Here is a 22,790-nt window from a genome sequence, read left to right as displayed (position 1 = left end):
CGTCCTACTTTCCGAAGCCGAAGGACTCCGCGCCCGCGACCTTGGCGCGCAGCCGCTTGCCCTTGTCGGTGGCCTGGTCGTTGAGCTCCTGCAGGAACTCCTGCATGCGGGCCAGCAGTTCGGCGTCCTGCGTGGCGAGGATGCGGGCGGCGAGCAGTCCGGCGTTCCGCGCGCCGCCGACCGAGACGGTGGCGACGGGCACGCCGGCCGGCATCTGCACGATGGACAGCAGCGAGTCCATGCCGTCGAGGTACTTCAGGGGGACGGGGACGCCGATGACCGGCAGCGGGGTGACCGAGGCCAGCATGCCCGGCAGGTGGGCCGCTCCCCCGGCGCCGGCGATGATCGCCTTGAGTCCGCGGCCGGCCGCCTGCTCGCCGTACGTGATCATCTCGCGCGGCATGCGGTGCGCGGAGACGACGTCGACCTCGTAGCCGATCTCGAACTCGTCGAGCGCCTGCGCAGCCGCCTCCATGACGGGCCAGTCCGAGTCGGACCCCATGACAATGCCAACGACCGGGCTCATTCGGTGATCGTCCCTCTCAAGTAGCCGGCGGCGTGGCGGGCGCGCTCCAGGGCGTCGGCCAGGTCGTCGCCGTACGTGTTGACGTGCCCCACCTTGCGGCCGGGCTTCACGTCCTTGCCATACATATGGATCTTGAGTTGGGGGTCCCGTGCCATGCAGTGCAGATAGGCCGCGTACATGTCCGGGTAGTCACCGCCCAGAACATTGCACATGACCGTCCACGGGGCACGGGGACGGGGATCGCCCAGCGGCAGGTCCAGCACGGCACGGACGTGGTTGGCGAACTGCGAGGTGATCGCGCCGTCCTGGGTCCAGTGGCCGGAGTTGTGGGGGCGCATGGCGAGCTCGTTGACGAGGATGCGTCCGTCGGCGGTCTCGAACAGCTCGACGGCGAGGTGGCCGACGACGCCGAGCTCCTGCGCGATCCGCAGTGCGAGTTCCTGCGCCTGGCCGGCCAGATCCGCGTCGAGGTCCGGCGCGGGCGCGATCACGGTGTCGCAGACCCCGTCGACCTGCTGCGACTCGACGACCGGATAGGCGACGGCCTGGCCGTGCGGGGAGCGGACGATGTTCGCGGCGAGCTCGCGGCGGAAGTCGACCTTCTCCTCCGCGAGGACCGGCACACCCGCCTTGAACGGGGCCTCGGCGTCCTTCTCCGTGCGGACCAGCCAGACGCCCTTGCCGTCGTACCCGCCGCGCACGGTCTTGAGGATCACCGGGAAGCCCCCGGTCTCCTCGGCGAACGCCGTCACATCGGCCGGGTCGGCCACGATGCGGTGGCGGGGGCAGGGCACGCCGATCTCCGTGAGCCGCGCGCGCATCACCCCCTTGTCCTGGGCGTGCACCAGCGCGTCGGGCCCGGGCCGGACGGCGACGCCGTCCGCCTCGAGGGCGCGCAGGTGCTCGATCGGGACATGTTCGTGGTCGAAGGTGATCACGTCACAGCCGCGCGCGAACTCACGCAGCGTGTCCAGGTCGCGATAGTCGCCGATGACGACATCGCTCACCACCTGGGCAGCTGAGTCCTGAGGGGTGTCACTGAGGAGCTTGAACTTCAGGCCGAGGGGGATACCCGCCTCATGGGTCATGCGGGCGAGCTGACCGCCGCCGACCATGCCGACTACCGGGAACGTCACTCTCCTAGGGTATCCGCCCAGTCGCCGCGCCCCGACTTCCGTATGTTCCGACAGTGCCCTGTAGCCGGCGTCACATCGTCCTCAAGACCCACAAGCATCACACTGAGCCGCTGGTTAGCATGACGGTGACCACACATGCCGATCTGATGAGGCTGGACTCTCACTATGAGTGAACGAGGCGGAAGGCTGCGGGGGCAGCTGCACCAGCTCATCCGGGAGGTCGCGAAATTCGGAGCGGTGGGCGGGGCGGGACTGCTCGTCAATCTCGCGGTCTTCAACCTCGTACGCCACGTCACCGAGGTTCCGGTGGTCCGGGCGTCCGTTCTGGCGACCGTCGTCGCCATCGCGTTCAACTACGTGGGGTTCCGCTACTTCACCTACCGGGACCGCGACAAGAGCCGGCGAACCAAGGAACTGACGCTGTTCCTGCTGTTCAGCGCGGTGGGCCTGGTGATCGAGAACGGCATTCTCTACACGGCCACGTACGGCTTCGGCTGGGACACCCCGCTGCAGAGCAACGTCTTCAAGTTCCTCGGGATCGGTGTCGCGACGCTGTTCCGGTTCTGGTCGTACCGCAGCTGGGTCTTCCGGGCGCTGCCCCCGCGGGAAGCCGTACGGGACGCCGTGCCGAGCGCCGAATCGTTCCTCGAGCAGCGACGGCCTGCGCCTGAGCCGGTGCGGCACCGCGTCGGCCGCTGAGCCGCCGGTCCCCGGGGCCCGGGGACCGGGGCTATCGGATCGTCGGCTTCTCTTCGTCCTTGCGCTTCTTCGCCACCCTGCTCAGGAAGATCGCGAAGACCGGCGGATGCTGCTGGAGCAGCTCCAGCCGGCCGCCGTCGGCCTCCGCGAGGTCCCGGGCGACGGCCAGGCCGATGCCGGTCGAGTTGCGACCGCTGATGGTCCGCTCGAAGATCCGCGCCCCGAGGTGCCCCGGCACACCTGGCCCCTCGTCCGTCACCTCGACCACCGCCTGGTTGCCGGTCGCCCTGGTGCGCACCGCGACGGTGCCCCCGCCGTGCATCAGCGAGTTCTCGATCAGGGCGGCGAGCACCTGCGCCACGGCGCCGGGCGTGCCGACGGCACGCATGCCCTGCCGGCCCGAGCAGACGATGGCCCGGCCGGCACTGCGGTAGACCGGCCGCCACTCCTCGAGCTGCTGCTTGACCACCTCGTCCAGGTCGAAGACCACGGCGGAGCCGGTACGCGGATCGCGGGAGTTCGTCAGCAGCCGCTGGACCACGTCGGTGAGCCGCTCCACCTGGGTCAGGGCGATGCTGGCCTCCTCCTTCACCGTCTCCAGGTCGTCGGTGACCGTGATCTCCTCCAGCCGCATCGACAGCGCGGTCAGCGGCGTACGGAGCTGGTGGGAGGCATCCGCGGCGAGCCGCCGTTCCGCGGTGAGCATCCGGGCGATCCGCTCGGCGCTGGCGTCGAGCACATCGGCCACCCGGTCCAGCTCGGGCACCCCGTAGCGGCGGTGGCGGGGGCGGGGGTCGCCGGAGCCCAGACGCTCCGCCGTCTCCGCGAGGTCGGTGAGCGGTGAGCCGAGGCGGTTGGCCTGGCGTACGGCGAGCAGCACGGCGGCGACGACGGCGAGCAGCGCCACCGCGGCGATGATCATCAGCGACCGGCCGACCTCACGGGTCACGGACGAGCGGGACTCCTCGACGGTGACCGTCGTGCTCCGTTCCCCCTCCGCGGTGCCGCGGATGACGCTTCCGGAGGGCGGCTCGCCGATCTCGATGGGGCCCCGGCCGGGGATGTCGATCAGCGCGTAGCGGGTGATGTCGCCCTGCTCGGCGAGAATGTCCGGATTGACGGGCTCACCGCCCACCAGACGGCTCTCCACGATGCTGACGAGGCGCAGCGCGTCGGAGTCGACGCTCTCCTGCGCGCTGCTGGTGATGGTGCGCGTCTCCACGAGCACCAGGGAGACGCCGAAGACGGCGATGACGACGAGCACCACGGCGAGCGTGGAGGTGATCAGACGGCGGCGCATGGTGCTTTGAGTATCAGGACTTCTCGAAGCGGAAGCCGACGCCGCGCACGGTGGCGATGTAGCGAGGGTTCGCCGCGTCGTCGCCGAGCTTCTTGCGCAGCCAGGAGATGTGCATGTCGAGGGTTTTCGTGGACGACCACCAGGTGGTGTCCCAGACCTCGCGCATCAACTGGTCCCGGGTGACGACCCGGCCGGCGTCCCGGACCAGGACCCGGAGCAGGTCGAACTCCTTGGCCGTCAGTTGGAGTTCCTCGTCGCCCATCCAGGCGCGGTGCGACTCGACGTCGATCCGGACGCCGTGGGTGGCGGGGGCGGGGGCGGGCTCGGTGGCACCGCGCCGCAGCAGGGCCCGGACCCGGGCGAGCAGTTCGGCGAGACGGAACGGCTTGGTGACGTAGTCGTCGGCGCCCGCGTCGAGGCCGACGACGGTGTCGACCTCGTCGGCGCGGGCGGTGAGCACCAGGATCGGGATGGTGTGGCCCTCCGCACGCAGCCGGCGGGCGACCTCCAGGCCGTCCATGCCGGGCAGACCGAGATCGAGCACGACGAGGTCCACACCGCCCGCGAGTCCCGCGTCCAGCGCTGTCGGGCCGTCCTCGCGTACCTCCACCTCGTACCCCTCGCGGCGCAGCGCGCGGGCCAGCGGTTCCGAGATGGATGCGTCGTCCTCGGCGAGCAGTACACGGGTCATGGGGTGATGGTAGTCCGCGGGCCACGGGCCGCGGGGCTTGATCCACAATGCCTGCGGCTATGGGGTGCGATCCTGGTTACGACCTTGGATTCAGGGCAGACGGTTCCACGTTCACCTGTGATCCGTGTCTCAAGTCCTTCCATATGCCGCAGTGTCGTGGCGTATGGTGGCGAGACGCCCGTAGTACAACTCGGGGACCTTTGGCTGCCGTGCGCACCAAGGGTCTCTTTTCTGTCCGAAGGTCGGCCGATACCGTTCCGGTCGTTTCGAGCCCCGACCCGACGCAGTGAATGACCTGTTGGCCGGGCCCCGGCGTCACCACGCGCCCGGGGCGCGGATCCCGGTACGGACCGTTTCCGGCCCTTGTCCTCGCGGGCGTGGGCCGGACCGTACCGGTACCGGCCTCCCCCCACCGGGCGCGTACCGCTCACGAAGCGCCGCGTCCCGAGCGAGCAAGGATCGACCATGGCGTCCAGCCTGACGAAGGACTCGGCCAGCACTCCTGGCGGCGAGAAGACCTTCTTCGGCCACCCCCGCGGTATGGCCACTCTCTTCATGACGGAGATGTGGGAGCGCTTCTCCTGGTACGGGATGCGCGGCATCCTCGTCCTGTATCTGGTCGCGGAAGTCCTCGACGGCCGACTGGAGGACCGCGAGGCTCTGGCAGCCGCCATCTACGGCGTGTACAACGCCGTCGTCTACATGGCGGCCATGCCCGGCGGCTGGGTCGCCGACCGTCTGTGGGGCGCCCGCAAGGCCGTTCTGGTCGGCGGCATCGTCATCGCCCTCGGCCACTTCACGCTGGCACTCCCCTCGGACACCGCGTTCTTCGCCGGCCTGGCGCTCATCGCCGCCGGTACGGGCCTGCTGAAGCCGAACATCTCCGCCATGGTCGGCGGCCTGTACGAGGGTCAGTCCAGCGCCCGCCGCGACGCCGGCTTCACGCTCTTCTACATGGCGATCAACATCGGCGGCATGGCCGCCCCGCTGGTCGTCGGCTACCTCGGTGAGAACGTCGACTGGCACCTCGGCTTCGCCGTCGCCGGTATCGGCATGACCCTGGCCGTCGTGCAGTACGTGCTGGGCGGCCGTCACCTCGGCGACGTCGGCAAGGAGCCGGGCACCCCGGCGACGCCGGAGGAGAAGCGCGCGGTCCTGCGCAAGGTCCTGCTGTGGTCCGGCATCGCCGTGGCCGCCCTGCTGGCCGACATCGTCCTCGGCACCTACGACGTCGAGCACATCGTGAACGTGCTCGCGGTGCTCGGCATCGCCGTTCCGGTCATCTACTTCATCTCGATGTTCCGCAACCCGGCGCTGACCGCGCAGGACAGGCCGAAGATCAAGGCGTTCGTGTGGTTCTTCGCCACGGCCGTCCTGTTCTGGATGATCTACGACCAGTCCGGCTCGCTGCTGACGCTGTTCGCGGACGGCAAGACCGACCGCATGATCGGCGGCTGGGAGTTCCCGGCGTCCTGGTACCAGTCGGTCAACCCGGCCATGGTCATCGTGCTGGCGCCCATCTTCGCCACGCTGTGGGTCAAGCTCGCACAGCGCAACCGTGAGCCCAGCACCCCGATGAAGTTCGCGCTCGCGATGCTCCTCATCGGCGGCTCCTTCGCGATCATGGGCCTGGCGGGCGCCGCGGCCGCCAACAGCGACACCGGCAAGGTCACCGTCTTCTGGCTGCTGAGCGTCTACCTCGTCCAGACCATCGGTGAGATGTGCCTGTCCCCGGTCGGCCTGTCGCTGTCGACCAAGCTGGCGCCGAAGCAGTTCGTCGGCCAGATCATGGGTCTGTGGTTCCTGGCCACGGCGACGGGCAACGCGCTGAACGGCTGGACCACGAAGCTCAACAAGCCGCTGGGCGACGCCATGTACTACTCGCTGTGGGCGGTCATCGCGGTCGCCGCGGGACTGACGTTCATGATGGCGGGCCGTAAGATCCGCGCACTCATGGGCGATGTGAAGTAGCACCACGGCCGGTCGGCGGACCGGCCCGGCGCGACGGCGGGAGGGCCGGCACGAAGGAGACTTCGTGCCGGCCCTCCTCCTGTTCGCGCCGGAACCGTCCGCCGATGATCCTGAAAGCCGAAGCAAAGGTGTCGGTCCGAGCGAGGTCCGAGCCGGGGCTCAGCGCAGGCCGCGCAGGCGCGCCCACGGGGTGAAGGTGAACACCGCGCCCCCGAGCAGGATCACCGTGCCGGCGACCAGGGCGAGGGCGCGCAGCGCGCCGGTGTCCTCCGCGCCGGTCTGGGCGAGGCCGCCGGAGCTGCCGCCGGACGAACCCGTTCCGCCGCCGGCTGTGCCGCCGCCTGTGGTGGTGCCCCCGGAGGCCCCGCCGGGCTGTGCCGAGGTGTCCAGCTCCAGGGAGAACGGGACGCCGGCCGGCGGCGTGCAGGTCGTGGTCGTCCCGAGCGCCTTGACCGTCAGCACGCCGGGGCTGAGCGTCGCCTTGCCGGTGGCGCCCGGCTTGTACGTGCCCGTGAGGTCCGGGATCTCGATGGGCTCGCCCGACTTGACGGGCTCCTTGTTGGTCGGCCCCTCGACGTGGACGAAGCCCTTGTCGGCTCCGCCGAGCCGGACCGCCATGGAGGGCTTGACGGAGTCCGCCGGGATGTCGGCCGGGCTGTCCATGACGGACTTGGAGAACTTCACGGTCAGGCCGTAACCGCCGCCGTCCTTCTTGGCATTGATCCGGACCGGGGAGACGGCGTTCTTGTCGCCGATCGGGGTCTTGCAGGCGTAGGCGACCTCGATCTCCTTGCCCTCGAAGTCGGTGGGGCCAGGGTCGGTGCCGCCGGAGCTGGTTCCTCCGGACGTCGTTCCCCCGGAGCTGCTGCCCCCGGAGGTGGTGCCCCCGGAGTCCGAGCCACCGTTGGTCGTTCCGCCCGTGGTGGTTCCTCCCGAGCTGCTGCCCCCGGAGGTGGTGCCGCCCGAGCTCGTACCGCCGGAGGTGCCGCCCTGGCCGTCCGTCACCTTGATCGTCGCGCCGGCCTGGACCGTCTCCTTCGGTGAGCACTTGGTGTCCGTCGAGATCGGCTTGGAGACGTTGATGCTGTACGCGCCCGGCGTCAGCGTGATCTCGCCGGCCTTCTCCAGTTTCAGCGTGGCCTTCATGTCGGGGAGCACCATCGGGCTGTTCTTCGGGATCGGCGGGTTCTGGCGCGGGCCCTCCACCTTGAGCTCGCCGCTCGCGGCGCCCCCCAGGGTGATCGTGCCGGTCGGTTTGACCGTGTCCTTCTCCAGGTCCAGGACGTCCGGGTTCTTCGACGCCGCCTGGACGGTCTTCCACACCACCTCGACCTCGTCGCCGACCTTCGCCTCCGAGGGCGCGGTGATCTGCACCTTGGTGGTGCCCTGCACGGGCGGCAGACCGGAGATGGGCGGCGGAATGCACTCCGTCGCGTACGAGAACTCCGCGGCCTGTACCGGGCTCGCGGCCAGCAGCATCCCCGCTCCGCCGAGCATCAGCGCGACTCCGGCCGCGCTCATCCTCCGTTGCGTACTCACGAATGTCCCTTCGTCGTGGGCCGGTTCTCTGACGGTGCGGAAGGTGCGGACGTTGTGGACGGTGCGCCAGGTGTAGACGGTGCGGAGGACACCGAGGGTGCGCAGGGGGCGGCGTCGGGCATGAGCCACGGCAGCGCCGCCGCCGTGTCGCTCGCGGTGCCGTCGGCGGTGGCCGTGGCAGTGGCGCCTCGCCGTCGCGAAGGGCGGGCGTGGCGGGGGTCCGGCGGCCGGACCTTGTCGACGACCGCCATACCGATTCGGAACAGGGCGGCCGGCACGACCAGTGCGAGCAGTACCCAGAACACCGTCACGCCCCATGGCCTGGGCACGCCCCAGGGCTGCTCGGCGAGGACCTTCGTGCCGTACTTGACCGAGATCGAGTAGTCACCGTGCGCCCCGGCGGGGAGCTGCACGGGCAGCGTGATCCGCGCCTTCTCACCGGGCCTCACCGTGCCGCGCCACTGCTGTTCCTCCCACTGCGGGGCGAACAGCCCGTGTGCCGTGCCGATCTGGAAGACCGGGTCCTGGACGGGGTCCGTGCCGAGATTGCCGACCGTGAACTCGAGAGTGCGGGCGGGCGGGGCACCGAAGAAGACGAGGAGGCCCGAATCACCCTCGAGCCGGGTCGACGTGAGCACCGCGAGCCTGCCGCCGCCGGTCTGCTCGGGAAGCGGGGCGGTGGGATGACCGGCGACGACGAACACGGCGTCGACAGCCTGCTGTTCCCCCATGACGGTGGCCACATGGACGACGCAGGGGCAGGGTACGGGCGGTTCCGCGACCGGCACCTTCTTGCTGAACGACCCGGTGGAGCCGGTGGTGACCGCGCGGCCGTCCGCGTTGGCGCACGAGTTGGTGCCGCCGACCACGCCCTTGGCGGGGGTGGCCCGGCCGCAGACGAGCAGCATGAGCAGGGTGCGGGGCCGCCAGCCGCTGCCGCTGACGGTGATGTCCCGGCCCTTGCCCGCCTGTGGGGCGGACAGTTCCACGCGGGGCGGGGGCGGGTCCGCGACTGCCGCGGGAGCCGCGGAGAGCAGAGCGGAAAGCAGGAGGAACGCTGCGAGTGCGACCGCGAGGGCGCGGCGGGCGGAGGGCATCGTCAGCCTCCTGCTCTTCTGGACCGGCGGCGGATACGGACCCACAACCACGCGGGCAGCAACAGCGTCGGCAGCAGGGCCGGCCAGGGAAGGAACGTCTTCGTCACCGTCGCGCCGGCGTGCACGCCGCCCGCCGCTGTGACGTCCAGGCGCAGTTCGACACGGTCCAGCGCCGGTGGGTCCCATCTCTCGGTCAGCGCGACCCGTTGCGCCGGTGGCAGTGGACGGACCTCGTGGGCGCGGCGGGTCACCGGAGCACCGAAGAGGCCGTCGGCGCGCAGCGAAACGCGCGGCGACAGGGGCGTGTTGCCGCGGTTGACGACGGTGTAGTGGACGAGACCGCCGGAGAAGGACACGTCCTCGACGGTGAGGGCGGGGACCTTCGGGCCGCTCACCCGCAGGTGGACGCGGATCGGCTTTGTGCGGCCGCCGGCCGAGGCCGTGATCGTCGCGGTCTGTTCACCCGGGGGCGTGTTCGCGGGGACGGTCACCGTGAAGGGGATCTCCGCCCGGGTGCGGGCCGGGATCGTCACCTCGCCGGCGGCGAGCGCGATCCACGGCGCCGGGGCGGGCGGTGCCTTCACCTCCACCGTGAGCGCCTCGGTACCCGGGTTGGTCAGCGACACGCGGTCCTCGAGCACCGTGCCGGGGCCGCCCTCCAGGTACACGTACTCACGCCCCGGCTCCCAGCCGGCGCCGGGTGGCGGCGCGGCCAGGGCGAGTACGAGCGCGAGGGCGGCCCGCACGGCTCAGCCCGCGGTCCGGCCGCCGCGCCGGGTCAGCCAGAGGACACCCGCCGCCCCGGTGAGCAGTACGGTGCCGCCGAGCGTGCCGAGTGCCGTCGCCGAGTCCAGGGGCCCGGTCTTCGGCAGTTCGGACGACCCGCCGCCCGTGGCGCCGCCCGCCGCTGTGACGTCGAGCTCGAGCGAGGGCCGGGGGCTGTTCTTCGGCGTGCAGGTCGTGGTCGTGCCGAGGGCCTTGATGGTCAGCACCCCGGCCGTGAAGGTGACCTTGCCGCTCTTCTTCGGGGTGTACGTACCGGACAGGTCGTTGATCTTGATCGGGGTCTCGGCGGGCACGGCGGCGGCGTTGGGCGGGCCGGAGACCCGCACCTCGCCCGTCTCCGCGCCGCCCAGTTCGATGACCGCGCTCGGGTTCATGGCGCCCTTGCCCAGTTCGACCGGGCTGGAGGAGACGCCCTTCTGGAAGGACATCGTGAGCTTGTACGCGCCGCCGTTCCTGACCGCCTTGATGTCGATCGGCGAGACCGCGCCCTTCGGGCCGATCGGGGTTCTGCACTCGTAGTCGACGTCCACGACGGCGGCGTGCGCGGCGGGGGCGGTCAGCAGCACCGCCGGGGCCGCCACCGCCGCCACCAGGGCGAAGGCTGTTCGTTTCCGGTACGACACGTCGGGTCCCCTCGGCCGCAGTCAACTGACGACACATCAGATCGGGCGCTCAAGGTACGCCCGGGGCCTTGGGGAGGGAAGACAAAGAGCACGCCGTATCGGCGTGCTCTTTCAGCGGATCCGGAGCGGCGTCACGCGGGCGCGGCGAGCTCCGCCCACACCGTCTTGCCCGCAGAGCCGGGAGTTCTGACGACTCCCCAGTCCATGCAGAGCCGCTGGACGATGAACATCCCGTGCCCGCCGGGCCGCCCGGCCCGGTGCGGGGTGCGGGGCGCCGGCTGTCCGGCGCCACCGTCGGTGACCTCCAGGCGCAGCACCTTGCCGTCGCAGCCGACGCGCAGCTCCTCCGGCCCCTCCGCATGCAGACAGGCGTTGGTGACCAGCTCGGAGACGACCAGGAGCACGTCCTCCGCGGCGGCCCTGCGGTCGGCCGTCGCGGCGGGCAGCCAGCCCCAGTCGTAGAGCGCCTGCCGCGTGAAGTCCCGGGCGAGGGGAACTATGCCACTGGCCGCGCGCAGGGGAAGGCTGCGCACGGCGCCGCCGGAGACCCCGGGTGCGGGGACGGCCGGCGCCGCGCCGGCGCCACCCGGCTCAGGGCCGGCGTCGCCCGGCTGCTGCTGCCGGGTGGTGCTCATCAGCGCTTCACCTCACCGATTCACCGATTCACCAGTTCGCCATCGTCTCAAGTACGCAGAGTGCTGGGCTTTCAACGTTCTGCGGGGGTTCTCCTGCCCGACCGGCCCGTGACAACACCCACTGAGCGGATCCGGCCCGCGTGACACGGGCAACAGGGCGGTCCGTCAGTGGACCAAGGCTGCCTCGACGGAGTCGTGCACAGTGAAGACCGCCTCTGCCCCGGTGATCTCGAAGACCCTCGCCACCACCGGCAGCATCCCGGCCAGATGGACCCCTCCGCCACCGTCCTCGGCCTTCAACCGGGCACCGAGCAGCACGTTGAGTCCGGTGGAATCACAGAACTCGAGCTGCGAGCAGTCGATGACCAGACGTACGCGACCGCTTTCGATCGCCTCTTCCAAGGGCACGCGCAGCAGGTCCGCCGTGTGGTGATCGAGCTCACCCACCGGCTTCACGATTTCGCTGCGGCCCTCGGTCCGAACCTCGACCTGAAGCCGGCCCCGATTGACGCTGCCGACCGTCTCGCGGTCCATGCCGTCCCTTTTCGCCGTGTCGTTCAGTGTGTCACCCACCGTGTCGTACATCACGTCGGCACCGTCGACGGACAGCGCTGACGCCCGTCGAACCCTACGCCCTCCACGCCCACATCGGTAGCCGAACTAACCGACAATACGGACATCATGCCGATACGCCACTTGCGATCGTCGTGGCAGACCGGGTAGGGCTAGTACGGACACAACCAACACGGCCGGCTTTGGAGGCGCCGCTCACCGCAGCAGCACGCATGGGCTTCGGCAGCCATATGCCGAGAACGATGGAGGAGACCATGTCACCCCGGCTCGACGCATCGCGCACCCCCACCGCGCCGTCGACACTGTCCACCCCCACCGACGAACAGGCCACGGGCCTCGAAGCCCTCGCGGGTCTTCCGGAGATCCCGCCGTTCGAACAGGTGGGAGCGCTGGACGCCAGAGAACTGTCCAAGACGCTCTTCGCACGCCTCGCGTCCCTCGAAGAGGGCACGCACGAGTACGCGTACGTCCGTAACACCCTGGTGGAACTGAACCTCGCCCTGGTCAAGTTCGCCGCCTCACGGTTCCGCACCCGCAGCGAACCGATGGAGGACATCATCCAGGTCGGCACGATCGGCCTGATCAAGGCGATCGACCGCTTCGAACTCAGCCGCGGCGTCGAGTTCCCCACCTTCGCGATGCCGACCATCATCGGCGAGATCAAGCGCTTCTTCCGCGACACCAGTTGGTCGGTGCGTGTGCCGCGCCGGCTCCAGGAGCTGCGGCTGGACCTCGCGAAGGCGGGTGACGAGCTCTCCCAGCAGCTCGACCGCGCCCCCACCGTCGACGAGCTCGCGCAGCGGCTCGACATCGGCCGGGACGAGGTCGTGGAAGGCATGGCCGCGAGCAACGCGTACACCGCGAGCTCGCTGGACGCCCAGCCGGAGGAGGACGACAGCGAGGGCGCTCTCGCCAACCGCATCGGCTACGAGGACCACGGGCTCGAAGGCATCGAGTACATCGAGTCGCTCAGGCCGATGATCGCGAGCCTGCCGCCCCGGGACCGCAAGATCCTCTCCCTGCGTTTCGTCGCCAACATGACGCAGTCGGAGATCGGTGAAGAGCTCGGCATCTCGCAGATGCACGTGTCCAGGCTGCTGTCCCGGACCCTCCGCAGGCTCCGCAAGGGCCTGACGCTTGAGGAGTGAGCGGACCACCTCACCTGCTCGGAAGGGCCCATTCCGTCAAGGAATGGGCCCTCCCCGTTATTGACGGGGCAGTCCTGATTGGTCCACATTGACCCAGGGGCAAGTGGGGGGAAACACATGGCTCTTGGGGAGGGCTGCCCGCAGGCGTACGCACCGCTCGAAGAGCTGATGCGCCGCCGTCTGGGCAGGGAGTGCCTGTACGTGCCGTCATGCCGTCTCGGCCTCTATGTCGCGCTGCGCCACTGGTGCCGGCCGGGCGGCCGGATACTGATGTCGCCGGTCAACGACGACGTGATCTTCTTCGTGGTGCTCGCGGCCGGTCTGCGCCCCGTACCGGCGCCGCTGCGGGCGGACGACGGCACCATCGACACCGACGCCGTCCCCGAGTCCGTGTGGCGGGGCCTTTCCGCCGTCCTCACCACCAACCTGTACGGGAACCCGGACCCGGCCCCCGAACTGCGCGCGCGCTGCGACGCGTCGGGCATCCCGCTGCTGGAGGACGCGGCGCACGCCATCGGCACCGTGCTGGCCGGGCGGCCCGTCGGCAGCTTCGGCGACGCCTCCGTCTTCAGCCTCTCCAAGCACACCGGCGCCGGCACGGGCGGGTTCCTCGCCGTCGCCGACCCCGCGCTGCGGGACGAGCTGGCGCGGGCCAGGGACGCGCTGCTCGCACCCGCGCGGCTGTCGGCGGAGCTCGCCTACGGGCTGCGGCCGTACGCGGAGGCCGGGCTGCGCGGCCTGCGGCTGACCGGGGCGGCCCGCGCGGGGCTGCGGCTCCTCGGACTCGAGGAGCGTACGGAGATCCGGATGGCGCTGCGCCCGGACGAACTGGCGCGTGCGCTCCCGCGGTCCCCGTCGCTCGACGCGTTCGACTCCTGGGCGCGGGTGGACATGCACAGCTACCGACTCGTGCCGGGCCGGCTGAGGTTACGGCGCACGGAGCGGCTGCTCGCGCGCCTCGACGAGCGGCTCGCGGCGCATCTCGCGGGCACGCAAAGGCTCTTGGACACTCCGTGGGCCGCTCCCCGGCCCGGCCCCGCGCAGCCGCTGTTCCGGGTGCCGCTGCTGGTGGAGGACCGGGCCGCCGCGACGGCCGCGCTGGCCCGGCACCGGATCACCGTGGGCTACCTGTACGACCCGCCGCTCGACCGGTACGCCGGCGACCGCTTCACGGACCCGTCGCCCGCCCCCGCCGCGGCGTCGTGGTTCGCACGCCACGCCCTGCCGGTCGATCCGCTGCGGGCCGAACAGGCCGCTGCCGCCTTGGACCGTGCCGGCGTACGTCCGGCCAGGCCGCCACAGGCCGCCCCCACCCGGGCGCCGGCCCGTGTCCCGCCCCATGTCCTGCGCCGCCCCGGCCCGTCCCTGGCGGCCCTGCGGCAGCCCCACCGGGGCGATGCCGGTGCCTGACGCTCCCGGAACGGGCGAGGGCGCGGACACGGCGACGGCCGTGCCGCCCCTCGGGGCCCGGCCGGGCGGCGGCGAGAAGGTGGCCGGCGGCCCGCCGGCGGGCGATCGTGAGGCGCACGCCGGCGCACCCGGGCACGGCGCCGGTGACTCGCTGTTCCGCAACGCCTACGCGCTCATGCTCTCGACCGGGGTGTCCGCCGCGCTCGGACTCGGATTCTGGCTGGTGGCCGCACGCCACTACACGCAGGAGGCCGTCGGGCAGGGGTCCGCCGCCATCGCCGCGATGCGGCTCCTCTCCTCGCTCACCGCCACCACCATGATCGGCGCGGTCGTCCGGTACGTGCCCCGGGCCGGGCGCGGGACCGGGCCGCTGGTGCGGCGGGCGTACGCGTTCAGCTCGCTCGTCGTGTGCCTGGCGTCCGTCGCGTTCCTCTTCACGCTGGACCTGTGGGGCCCCTCGTACGCGCCGCTCGGGGGCCTGGCCGCCGGAGCCGTCTTCACGGCGTCCTGTGTCGGCTGGGCGCTGCTCACCCTCCAGGACGGGGTGCTCACCGGCCTGCGCAGAGCCGTATGGGTGCCGGTAGGCAACACCGTGTTCTCCGTCGGCAAGCTGCTGCTGCTCGTGGTGTTCGCCGGCGCCCTGCCGGTGCTCGGCATCTTCGTGTCCTGGGCCGTCGCGATCGCCCTGTCCGTCCTGCCGCTCGGCTGGATGGTCTTTCGCCGGCTGATCCCACGGCAGGCTGCGGCCGACCACGACCGTGAGCCGCCGAGTCTGCGCGACATCGGCCGTTTCCTGGCCGGCGACTCGGTGGGATCGCTGTTCTCCCTGGCGATGATCAACCTGCTTCCGGTGATGGTCGCCGTCAGCTTCGACGCCGCGCACAACGGCTTCTTCTACATCGCCTACACCGTCGGCGGGACGATGGAGTTCATGGCCATCAACATGGCCTCCTCGCTGACGGCGCACGCCTCGCACAGTCCAAAGACCCTGGCCGCGGGGGTGCGCGGCGCACTGCGCCGGATGGCGATGCTGCTCGTCCCGGTCGTGGTCGTCCTCGTCGTGTTCGCCCCGCAGATCCTCGCGCCCTTCGGCGAGGACTACGCGGCGCACGGCACCACCGTGCTGCGGCTGCTGGCGGCGGCGGCCCTGCCCCGGGTCGCCGTGGAGCTGTACATCGGCGTCCTGCGGGTCCAGGGGCGTACGGGCGTGCTGGCCCTGCTCCAGGCCGCCATGTGCGCGCTGGTCCTCGGCAGTGCGGCACTGCTGCTGGGCCCGGCCGGGATCGCGGGGGCCGGCTGGGCGGTGCTGCTGTCGATGACGGCGATGGCGCTGGTGTGCGTGCCGGGGCTGCGTGCGGTCCTCGCCGGCGGCCGCCCGCCCCGCCCCGGCCTCCGCGTCCGGGCGGCCCGGGCCCATGCGCGCGTCGGCGAGGAGTGGGCGGTCACCGTGCTGTGGCTGTTCCTCGGGTTCGGCGCGGGCCTGTTCTGGACGCCGTTGGCGCACCGGCCGGCCGCCGGCCACGTCGACTGGCCGTGGGCCCTGCCGGCGCTGAGCCTCGCGGGTCTCTCGCTGCTCCTCGTCGTCCAGGTCGCGGCCGCCGCCCTGCCGGCGCCGCAGCCCGGGCTGCTCGGCGGCGGGCTGCTCGCCACGTTCGCCGCGCTCCACACCGCGCCGTGGAGCGGTCTGCGGACCGCCGCCGGGCAACTCCTGTGCCTCTGTGCCGTCTTCGTGATCCTGTGGCTCGTCCGGCTGCCGGGCGTCGCCCGGTGGGCCGTCCTTCTGCTGCTCCTCGCCGGCGGGAGGGCCGTGCGGGAGCAAGTCGACGCCCTCCTGTTCCCGCTGCAACTGTCCCTGCTGTGCGTGGTGCCGGCTCTCGCCGCGCTGCGCGGGCACCGTCGCCGACACCGCCGTATCGAATGACCTGGGGGAAAAGCGTGCACCTGCCCGTCACCTCGGACGCCGGACCCACGGCGGAGACGTCCGGCCCGCCCGCCGCCGACCCCGTGGGCGTGCGCCGGCGCGTGCCCTGGGGCGCGGCGCTGCCCCTCGCGGGCGCGCTCGCCCTGTGGGCGCACTCGGTGGTGCGCACCGACCCGGCCCAGCTCGGCGACTTCGGGCTGGTCGGTGCGCTGCCGGTCACGTACTGGGCGGCTCTGGCGCTGCTGACCGGCGGTTTCTGGTACTGCGTGCGCGATCCGGCGCGCGGCGGCGGGTGGCCCGCGGCGTACGTGCTGGGGCTGCTGCTGCTCGAGCGGGCCACCCAGGCGCTGGTCTATCCGACCGCGCTGTACGCGTGGGCGTGGAAGCACGACGCGGTCGTGGAGCATCTGCTGTCCGCCGGCCGGCTGGAGACGACGGCGGAGCGGCTCGGTGACATGGCCGTCCACGACCAGTGGCCGGGCTTCTTCGCCGCGCAGGCGGGGCTCGTACGGCTCACGGGCGCGGAGAGCGCGGCGGCCTTCATGGCCTGGTGGCCGCTGTTCTCGAGCCTGCTGCTGCTCGCTCCGCTCCTGCTGGTCTACCGCACCTTCACCCAGGACCGCGGACTCCTCTGGACGGCCGTCTGGCTGTTCCACGTCGCCAACTGGGTCGGCCAGGACTACTTCTCGCCGCAGTCCCTCGCACTCGCCCTGTATCTCGGTGTGATCGCGGTCGTGCTGCGCCGCGGCGGCCGGACCGGGGACGGCGCACGGCCCGGGGGCCGCCTCCTGTGGACGGCCCTGCTGCTTTTGCCGATCGCGGCCGTCGTCGTATCGCACCAGCTCACACCGGTGATGCTGGGGGCGGGGCTCGCCGCGCTGTGTCTGATCCGCGACCGCCGCGTGTGGGCGCTGCCCGCACTGGCGGTGCTGGCCGTGGTCTTCCTGGCCTGGAACCTGACCGTCTCGCTGCCCTTCCTGCGCGAGGCGGTGCCCGAGATGCTCCGGTCCTTCGGCGACGTGCGCGGCAATCTGGAGACGGGATACGGATCGACGCCGACCGGGACCGGCCCGGTGGCCGTGTCGTGGGTGGCCCGGCTGCTGTCGGGGGCGGTGCTGCTGCTCGCCGCGCTCGGCGTGCTGCGGCGGACGACGCTGCGGACCCGGGCCCGGCCTCTGCTGCTGCTCACCGCCGTCCCGCTGCTGATGCTCGTCGCGAACGACTACGGCAGCGAGATGATCTTCCGGGTGCTGCTGTTCATGCTGCCCGGCGCGTGCTTCTTCGCGGCAGCGGCCCTGCTGCCCCCGGCGGCGGCGAGCACCGCCCCCGACGCCCCGGCCGCCGGACCGGCCCGTGGCGGGCGGCGGCGGACCGTGCTCGCCGGGACCACGCTGCTCGTGCTCACCGCCGCGTTCGTGCCCGCCTACGCGGGCAAGGACCGGCTCAGCTACTTCCCGCCGGACGAGGTCGAGCTCGTCCGGCAGGTGATCGACGGCGCTCCGCCCGGCTCGCTCGTCGTCGCCGCGCACCGCAACTACCCGCTGGCGTACGCCTCGTACGGAGAGGTCGGTCACTACTGGTTCCTCGAGGACGCAAAGAGCCATGTGCGGGAGGTCCTCGACGACCCGGCCGGCACACTCGCCCGCGACATGGCGGACGTGGCCCCGCCGGGCCGGGCGTACTTCCTGCTCACGAGGGGCCAGATCGCGGGCTCCGAGATGAACGGCATGCTCGGCGCCGCCGAACTGCGGCGCATCGAACGGTCCGTCGCCGACTCGCCCTTGTTCGAGCGGGTCGGCGGCAACAGCGCCGGCGTCGTCTACGCACTCAGGCCCACGACAGGGAGCACACCATGAGACCCGGGTCGCTCACATTCCGGCTGCTGCCGCCGCTGGTGGGCTGGTGCGCGGTGGCCGCCACCGCGCTGCCCGCCGCCTCGCCGCTGCGCACACTGCCGGTCGTCGCGTTCCTCCTCGCGGGCCCCGGCGCCGCCGTCGTGCGCGTCTGCGCGCCCGCCCTGCGCCGTTACGGCGCGGCCGCCCAGGACGACGGCTTCACCCGCGACTCCGACCGGCTGGAGCAGCTCGTGCTGGCGCTCTTTTTGAGTGTGAGCGCGGCGGTCCTCTGCGCGACCGCGCTGCTCGCCGCCGGCGCCTTCAGCGGACTGCGGCTCCTGGTCCTGCTGGCCGCGGCGACCACGCTCGCCGCGTGCTGCCCGCAGGTCACCGGCCGGACGCCGGCCGCCCGTTCCGCCTCCCCGCCGCGGAAGGGGTCCGTCACGTGAAGGGCACCGCCGCGGTGCCGGGGCACCACCGCCGGCCCTGGGTGGCGGTGGTGTCCGCGGTGCTGCTCTGCGGAGTGCTCGCGCTCACCTTCGCGGGACCCGGGGACAGCGCCCCGCCCTCGCCCGACAGTCCCCGGTGCCGCGCCACCGAACTGCTGGTACCCCCTTGCGGTGCCTGGTTCGGCGCCTACGTCCGGCACGACAAGACCGACCTGGAGGAGAAGGTCCTCGCATACGAGAAGCGGCTGGGACGCCGGCTGGACATCGTGTACGCCTACCACGACATGTCCACCGACGGCCTCGAGGGCCGGCTGCTGACCGAGCAGGAACAGCGCGTCGGCCGGGACCGGTTGCTGCTGCTGTCGTGGGAGAGCAAGTGGTGGAACGGCCGGCCGGAACAGCAGCCGACCTGGCGGCAGATCGCGGCGGGACAGCTGGACGGGAGCGTCGTCGACGTGCAGGCGCGGCGGATCAAGGCGTACGGGAAGAAGGTGTTCCTCTCGTTCGACCTGGAGATGGACACCCGCACCCCGGCCGCGGGGACGCCCAAGGAGTACGTGGCCGCCTACCGCCACATCTATGACCGGTTCCGTGAGCTGGGCGTCCGAAACGTCGTCTGGACCTGGGTCGTCACCGGCTGGACCGGTCACGCGGCACTGTTCCCGCGGCTGTATCCGGGCGACGCGTACGTCGACTGGATCGGCTACAACCAGTACAACTACTTCCGATGCCACCGGACGTCCTGGAAGAGCTTCGAGGAGACGCAGACCGCGTCCCACCGGTGGATCAGGGAACACATCTCCCGCGACAAGCCCCTGATGCTCTCCGAGTTCGGCACGGCCGACGATCCGGCCCGCCCCGGCGCTCAGGCCGAGTGGTACGCCGCGGTCCCGGGCGTGGTGAAGGAACTGGACGGGGTGCGGGCCGCGCTCCAGTGGAACCATCGCGATCCCGGGCCCGCCTGCGACCTGTCGCTCGCGCGGGAGTCCTCTTGGCAGGGCCTGCGCCGCGCCGTGTCCGACCCGTACTTCGGCCAGCCCGTGCCTCGGGGCTGAGCCGCCCCTGGGGTCAGCCCGCGAACCGCCGCCCCCGCACCACCGCGCGGGCACGCCGGTACAGCCGCCAGCCCACCGTCGGCAGCCCGTCGCGGAACGGCGCGACGGGCACACCGCCCCCTGCGTCCATCCACGCCTCGACGTCCGCCACCGTGTGGGTGCGGCGCACGATGAGGCGGGCGATGCGGTACGCCTCGTCGGCCGGGGAGCTCAACGCGTGCCGCACGGCGGCGGCCGACGTGTAGCCCGCCGCGACCGCCGCCCTGCGAACGGCACGGCTGTTGTAGCCGTGCGGATAGGCGAGATGCGTCACCTCATGGCCCAGCACGTCCTCCAAGTCGTCCTTCGCCTCCCGCAGTTCCCGGTCGAGTTCGGCGGGCGGCAGGGTGTCGAGCTGCGGATGAGTGACGGTGTGCGCGCCCACTTCCATGCCGTACTGCTCCAGCAGCGGCGCCCGGGACAGGGTCATCATCGGCGCGGGCGGCAACAGGCTGGTCCGGCCGGGTGTGAGCGCACCGGTGGTGAGATACGCGGTGGCCGGCATGCAGCGGCCGGCGAGCGCTTCCGCGGTCGGCCCGGGCAGATCGGCGAAACCGTCGTCGAAGGTGAGGACGACGGGCCGCTCCGGCAGCGGGCCGCCGCCGGTGAGCGCGTCCACGAGCGTGCCGACGGTGACCGGGGTGCGGCCGCTCGCCGCGACGGCGTCGAGGTGCGCCCCGAACTGCGCCGGAGTGACGGTGAATTCGGCGATCCAGGCGGGGGGATCGTCCATGACGGCGTGGTAGAGCAGCACCGGGACGGCGTCCGGCATGTCAGTGCCTCCCCGCCGCGACGTCGGGCAGTTCGAAGCCGCGCAGCCGCAGCCGGGCCCGTAGGTATCCGAGCGGGCCGAGGAGCATCCCGCGGCGTTCCAGCCGGGACAGATGGCGCGGCCACGGATGCTCCGTGGCCCCGTGCAGCCCCGGCACCCCGCCCGTGCCGGCATCCCGGGATGCGGTGATCGCACGGGCGTGGGCGAGGCCGGCCGGCAATCTGCGCAGCAGTGCGGGCAGCAGCGACGGGCGGCGGACCAGCAGGGCGGTCAGGGCGGCGGTCAGTCCGGCGCCGTAGCCGTACGCCTGCCCGGCCAGGTCCCGCCACGTCTCACGGTGGTGGTGCCACACCAGCGCCTGCGGCGTGTAGCGCAGCCGGTGCCCCGCGGCGAGGACGGAGACGAACGCGTACAGGTCGTCGCCGCCGCGCGCGGGCGTGCCCGTGCCGGTGGCCGGGTCGAAGCCGCCCAGCCCGCGCAGCACGGCGGCCCGGAAGGCCATGTTGGCCCCCGACCCGAAGCTGCCCGCGGTGAACGGGAACAGCGGCTGGTCGGCGGGCGGGCGCAGCGGGTCGTACGTCCGCGGCGTGAACCCCTTGGCGAAGCCGCCGTGGCTCTCCAGCAGGATCTGCGCCGGGGTGCTCAGCCGGGCGGGAAGGATCAGGCCGGTCGTGCAGCCGAGCCGCGGGTCGTCGGCGAACGGCGCGGTGAGCGACGTGAGCCAGTGCGGGTCCGCGACCACGTCGTCGTCCGTGAACGCGAGCACCGCGCCGTCGGCGACGGCGACGCCCCGGTTGTGGGCGACGGCGAGGCCCGGCACGGGTTCGCTGACGTACCGGACGCGTACGGTCCGCAGGCCGCCGTACTTGTTCTCGACGAGCTCGCGGGTGGCGGTCGTGAGCGGGGCGTTGTCGACGACGACGATCTCGTACTCCGGGTGGTCCTGGGCGAGCAGCGAGTCGAGGGCGCGGGCGAGCCGCCCGGCGCCCTCGCGGGTGGCGACCACGACGCTGGTACGCGGCAGGTCGCCGTGCGGCGGCGCGGCCGGCGGCTCCCGGCCGGCGAGCCGCGCGCGGGCGGCGACGGCGACGGCGTCGACCGCCCTGCGCCCGGGCGGTACGCGGCACACCACGGTGGCGACGGGCCGCCCGCGGAGGCGGACCAGCGCGAAGACGTCGTCCGCCGCAGCGGACGCCGACTCGGCCTGGAGCGGGGTGCCCGGCAGTCCGCGAGCCTGCCCCGGCGGGGCCGGACCGAAGGCGAGGACCCGCCCGTCGGGGCCGTCGAGGTCCAGTTCCGCCACCCGCATCGGCGCCGGCGGCCGCGGCAGGCCGGGCGGGGCGGGCCGTAATGATCTGCTCAGCATGCGTGTCCCCCTGGTGTGCGTACGTGCGCTGCCGGGCCGTGCCCCTGGGGGGCCGCGTCCGGCGTCAGGGGGTCCCCCGCAGCCGGCCCACCCGGTTCAGCGTCCGCCTGACCTGCGCGGCGAGCGGCGGGTGGTCGCGGACGAATCCATGGGCCCGACGCACCGGTTCGCGGCCCAGCCAGTACAGCGCGGCTCGTGGCCCCGGCCGCAGGGTCGCACCCTCGTGGACGCGCAGTTCGCCGGTCTTCAGGGCGTCCTTGTACTCGGCGGCCCCCCGGCCGAGGTCCAGCAGCGCGATGCCCTCGCCGGCCGCCGCCTCCGCCATTCTCAGATGCAGGATCAGGCCGGGTGAGAACTTGGCGAACCCGGGCTCGTACGCCGGGAACCAGCAGGACAGCACGGTGCGCGACCGCAGCCCGAAGTGCGCGGCGACCGGCCGGTCACCGGCGTACAGCACCGAGAGCGTCCCCCGGCAGCCGGCCGCCCTCGACTCGTGCAGCTGCCGCACGAGGGTGCTGATCCACCGCTGCGAGAAGCGGTCCCTGCGGCCGGTCCTGCGGTACTGGGCGGACTTCCAGGACATCAGCGTCCGCAGCGCTCCCGGGTCCCGCTCGTCCAGGACGAACCGGAGCCCGCCCGCCTGCCGCCCGAGCCTGCGCTCCTTCGCGAGCGTGGTCCGCAGGAACTTGGGCGACCGCTTCCGGAGCTGCTCCTCGTACGCGGCGTATCCGGCGGCGACGTCGACGACGGGCGAGCCGAACGCGTCCGCCGCGTCCGGCTCGAACAGTTTCTGGCCCGCCTCGAGGTTGTCGAACTCCCAGGCCGCCAGGGAACACGCCCGCAGCAGCTCGCGCGGATCGATGCCCAGACCGGGCCGCAGGACCGCTCCTTGGCAGTCGGACACCCCGAGGCCGATGGCCCGGCCACGGCCCAACGGACCCCGCTCGTAAGGGAAGAAGCCGACCGGCTCCCCGCCTTGCCGCAGCACGGCCACTCTCGCCGGCGCCCGCACCCGGCCGACCGCGAGGGTGAACTCCGGCTCCATGAACGGGTTCGCGGGCGCTTCCGCATCCGCCCGCATCTGCCGCCACGCCTCCGTCTGGCTCGCGCCCAGCTCCCCCGGCGTCACGACACTGATCCGCACATCGCTCAACTCGACCCCCCCGCCCTTGCCCTTGAGCTTTCAACAAGCTCGCCCCCAGGAGAGCGACGGTACCGG

The 22,790-nt window shown here is 72.2% G+C and carries 21 protein-coding genes; 8 read left to right on the top strand and 13 right to left on the bottom strand.

Annotated features, from left to right (window positions below; all coding sequences use genetic code 11):
- Positions 1–4: 4 nt before the first annotated feature.
- Together purE and ACIPJI_RS17670 are read right to left on the bottom strand one after the other, a co-directional pair.
- Entirely contained in the window at positions 5–526 is a 522-nt protein-coding gene (purE, locus tag ACIPJI_RS17675; RefSeq protein WP_307706755.1) for a 5-(carboxyamino)imidazole ribonucleotide mutase, read from the bottom strand.
- Positions 523–1,641, bottom strand: coding sequence for a 5-(carboxyamino)imidazole ribonucleotide synthase (locus ACIPJI_RS17670; RefSeq protein WP_402247193.1), 1,119 nt, complete (start codon positions 1,639–1,641; stop codon positions 523–525). The genes purE and ACIPJI_RS17670 overlap by 4 nt, the downstream gene beginning before the upstream one ends.
- A gap of 186 nt (positions 1,642–1,827) precedes the next feature.
- Here ACIPJI_RS17670 and ACIPJI_RS17665 point away from each other — a divergent pair, with 186 nt between their 5' ends.
- Positions 1,828–2,361, top strand: coding sequence for a GtrA family protein (locus ACIPJI_RS17665; RefSeq protein WP_402247121.1), 534 nt, complete (start codon positions 1,828–1,830; stop codon positions 2,359–2,361).
- Positions 2,362–2,392: 31 nt separating this feature from the next.
- Here ACIPJI_RS17665 and ACIPJI_RS17660 read toward each other — a convergent pair whose 3' ends face one another.
- Together ACIPJI_RS17660 and ACIPJI_RS17655 are read right to left on the bottom strand one after the other, a co-directional pair.
- A complete protein-coding gene (locus ACIPJI_RS17660) occupies positions 2,393–3,661 on the bottom strand; it encodes an ATP-binding protein (protein ID WP_402247120.1) in 1,269 nt (422 codons plus the stop codon).
- A 13-nt stretch (positions 3,662–3,674) separates the two neighbouring features.
- The gene (locus ACIPJI_RS17655; protein WP_189469346.1) at positions 3,675–4,352 is read right to left on the bottom strand and encodes a response regulator transcription factor; all 678 of its coding nucleotides are present in this window, start codon (positions 4,350–4,352) and stop codon (positions 3,675–3,677) included.
- Between the two features lie 465 nt (positions 4,353–4,817).
- On the opposite strand from ACIPJI_RS17655, the gene ACIPJI_RS17650 reads away from it, so the two are divergent.
- Positions 4,818–6,323, top strand: a complete 1,506-nt coding sequence (locus ACIPJI_RS17650; protein WP_307706757.1) for a peptide MFS transporter — start codon at positions 4,818–4,820, stop codon at positions 6,321–6,323.
- A gap of 159 nt (positions 6,324–6,482) precedes the next feature.
- Here ACIPJI_RS17650 and ACIPJI_RS17645 read toward each other — a convergent pair whose 3' ends face one another.
- From ACIPJI_RS17645 to ACIPJI_RS17620, 6 genes are all read right to left on the bottom strand, one after another.
- The gene (locus ACIPJI_RS17645) at positions 6,483–7,844 is read right to left on the bottom strand and encodes a hypothetical protein (protein ID WP_402247117.1); all 1,362 of its coding nucleotides are present in this window, start codon (positions 7,842–7,844) and stop codon (positions 6,483–6,485) included.
- Positions 7,845–7,858: 14 nt separating this feature from the next.
- Positions 7,859–8,959: a hypothetical protein gene (locus ACIPJI_RS17640; RefSeq protein ID WP_402247116.1), complete on the bottom strand. Its 1,101-nt coding sequence runs from the start codon at positions 8,957–8,959 to the stop codon at positions 7,859–7,861.
- Between the two features lie 2 nt (positions 8,960–8,961).
- The gene (locus tag ACIPJI_RS17635) at positions 8,962–9,705 is read right to left on the bottom strand and encodes a hypothetical protein (RefSeq protein ID WP_402247114.1); all 744 of its coding nucleotides are present in this window, start codon (positions 9,703–9,705) and stop codon (positions 8,962–8,964) included.
- Between the two features lie 3 nt (positions 9,706–9,708).
- Positions 9,709–10,368 (bottom strand): peptidase, encoded by a 660-nt coding sequence (locus ACIPJI_RS17630; RefSeq protein WP_402247112.1) that lies wholly within the window; start codon positions 10,366–10,368, stop codon positions 9,709–9,711.
- Positions 10,369–10,499: 131 nt separating this feature from the next.
- Positions 10,500–11,003: an ATP-binding protein gene (locus tag ACIPJI_RS17625; RefSeq protein WP_307706762.1), complete on the bottom strand. Its 504-nt coding sequence runs from the start codon at positions 11,001–11,003 to the stop codon at positions 10,500–10,502.
- 165 nt (positions 11,004–11,168) lie between these two features.
- Positions 11,169–11,537 carry an STAS domain-containing protein gene (locus ACIPJI_RS17620; protein WP_307710376.1) on the bottom strand — a complete coding sequence of 123 codons (369 nt, stop codon included), beginning with the start codon at positions 11,535–11,537 and terminating at the stop codon, positions 11,169–11,171.
- Between the two features lie 293 nt (positions 11,538–11,830).
- Here ACIPJI_RS17620 and ACIPJI_RS17615 point away from each other — a divergent pair, with 293 nt between their 5' ends.
- The 6 genes from ACIPJI_RS17615 (at position 11,831) to ACIPJI_RS17590 (ending at position 19,394) form a co-directional block, all read left to right on the top strand.
- The gene (locus ACIPJI_RS17615) at positions 11,831–12,724 is read left to right on the top strand and encodes an RNA polymerase sigma factor SigF (RefSeq protein ID WP_402247191.1); all 894 of its coding nucleotides are present in this window, start codon (positions 11,831–11,833) and stop codon (positions 12,722–12,724) included.
- Between the two features lie 117 nt (positions 12,725–12,841).
- Positions 12,842–14,134 (top strand): DegT/DnrJ/EryC1/StrS family aminotransferase, encoded by a 1,293-nt coding sequence (locus tag ACIPJI_RS17610; RefSeq protein WP_402247110.1) that lies wholly within the window; start codon positions 12,842–12,844, stop codon positions 14,132–14,134.
- Between the two features lie 175 nt (positions 14,135–14,309).
- Positions 14,310–16,055, top strand: coding sequence for a lipopolysaccharide biosynthesis protein (locus ACIPJI_RS17605; protein WP_402247188.1), 1,746 nt, complete (start codon positions 14,310–14,312; stop codon positions 16,053–16,055).
- Entirely contained in the window at positions 16,052–17,911 is a 1,860-nt protein-coding gene (locus ACIPJI_RS17600; RefSeq protein ID WP_402247108.1) for a glycosyltransferase, read from the top strand. Before ACIPJI_RS17605 ends, ACIPJI_RS17600 begins: the two co-directional genes overlap by 4 nt.
- The gene (locus ACIPJI_RS17595) at positions 17,908–18,339 is read left to right on the top strand and encodes a hypothetical protein (RefSeq protein WP_307706764.1); all 432 of its coding nucleotides are present in this window, start codon (positions 17,908–17,910) and stop codon (positions 18,337–18,339) included. Before ACIPJI_RS17600 ends, ACIPJI_RS17595 begins: the two co-directional genes overlap by 4 nt.
- The gene (locus ACIPJI_RS17590; protein ID WP_402247107.1) at positions 18,336–19,394 is read left to right on the top strand and encodes a glycosyl hydrolase; all 1,059 of its coding nucleotides are present in this window, start codon (positions 18,336–18,338) and stop codon (positions 19,392–19,394) included. Before ACIPJI_RS17595 ends, ACIPJI_RS17590 begins: the two co-directional genes overlap by 4 nt.
- Before the next feature lie 13 nt (positions 19,395–19,407).
- Here ACIPJI_RS17590 and ACIPJI_RS17585 read toward each other — a convergent pair whose 3' ends face one another.
- The 3 genes from ACIPJI_RS17585 to ACIPJI_RS17575 all read right to left on the bottom strand — a co-directional run bounded on the left by ACIPJI_RS17585 (position 19,408) and on the right by ACIPJI_RS17575 (position 22,715).
- Positions 19,408–20,205: a polysaccharide deacetylase family protein gene (locus ACIPJI_RS17585; protein ID WP_402247105.1), complete on the bottom strand. Its 798-nt coding sequence runs from the start codon at positions 20,203–20,205 to the stop codon at positions 19,408–19,410.
- 1 nt (position 20,206) lies between these two features.
- Entirely contained in the window at positions 20,207–21,514 is a 1,308-nt protein-coding gene (locus ACIPJI_RS17580; protein ID WP_402247186.1) for a glycosyltransferase, read from the bottom strand.
- Between the two features lie 121 nt (positions 21,515–21,635).
- Complete coding sequence (locus tag ACIPJI_RS17575; protein ID WP_402247184.1) at positions 21,636–22,715, bottom strand: GNAT family N-acetyltransferase; 1,080 nt, start codon at positions 22,713–22,715, stop codon at positions 21,636–21,638.
- Positions 22,716–22,790 lie beyond the last annotated feature (75 nt).

Origin of the sequence: Streptomyces sp. NPDC086835, assembly GCF_044745705.1 — a bacterium.
GTDB lineage: Bacteria > Actinomycetota > Actinomycetes > Streptomycetales > Streptomycetaceae > Streptomyces.
The sequence above is the reverse complement of the archived record's forward strand: the minus strand, read 5'-3'. Positions and strand labels throughout refer to the sequence as shown.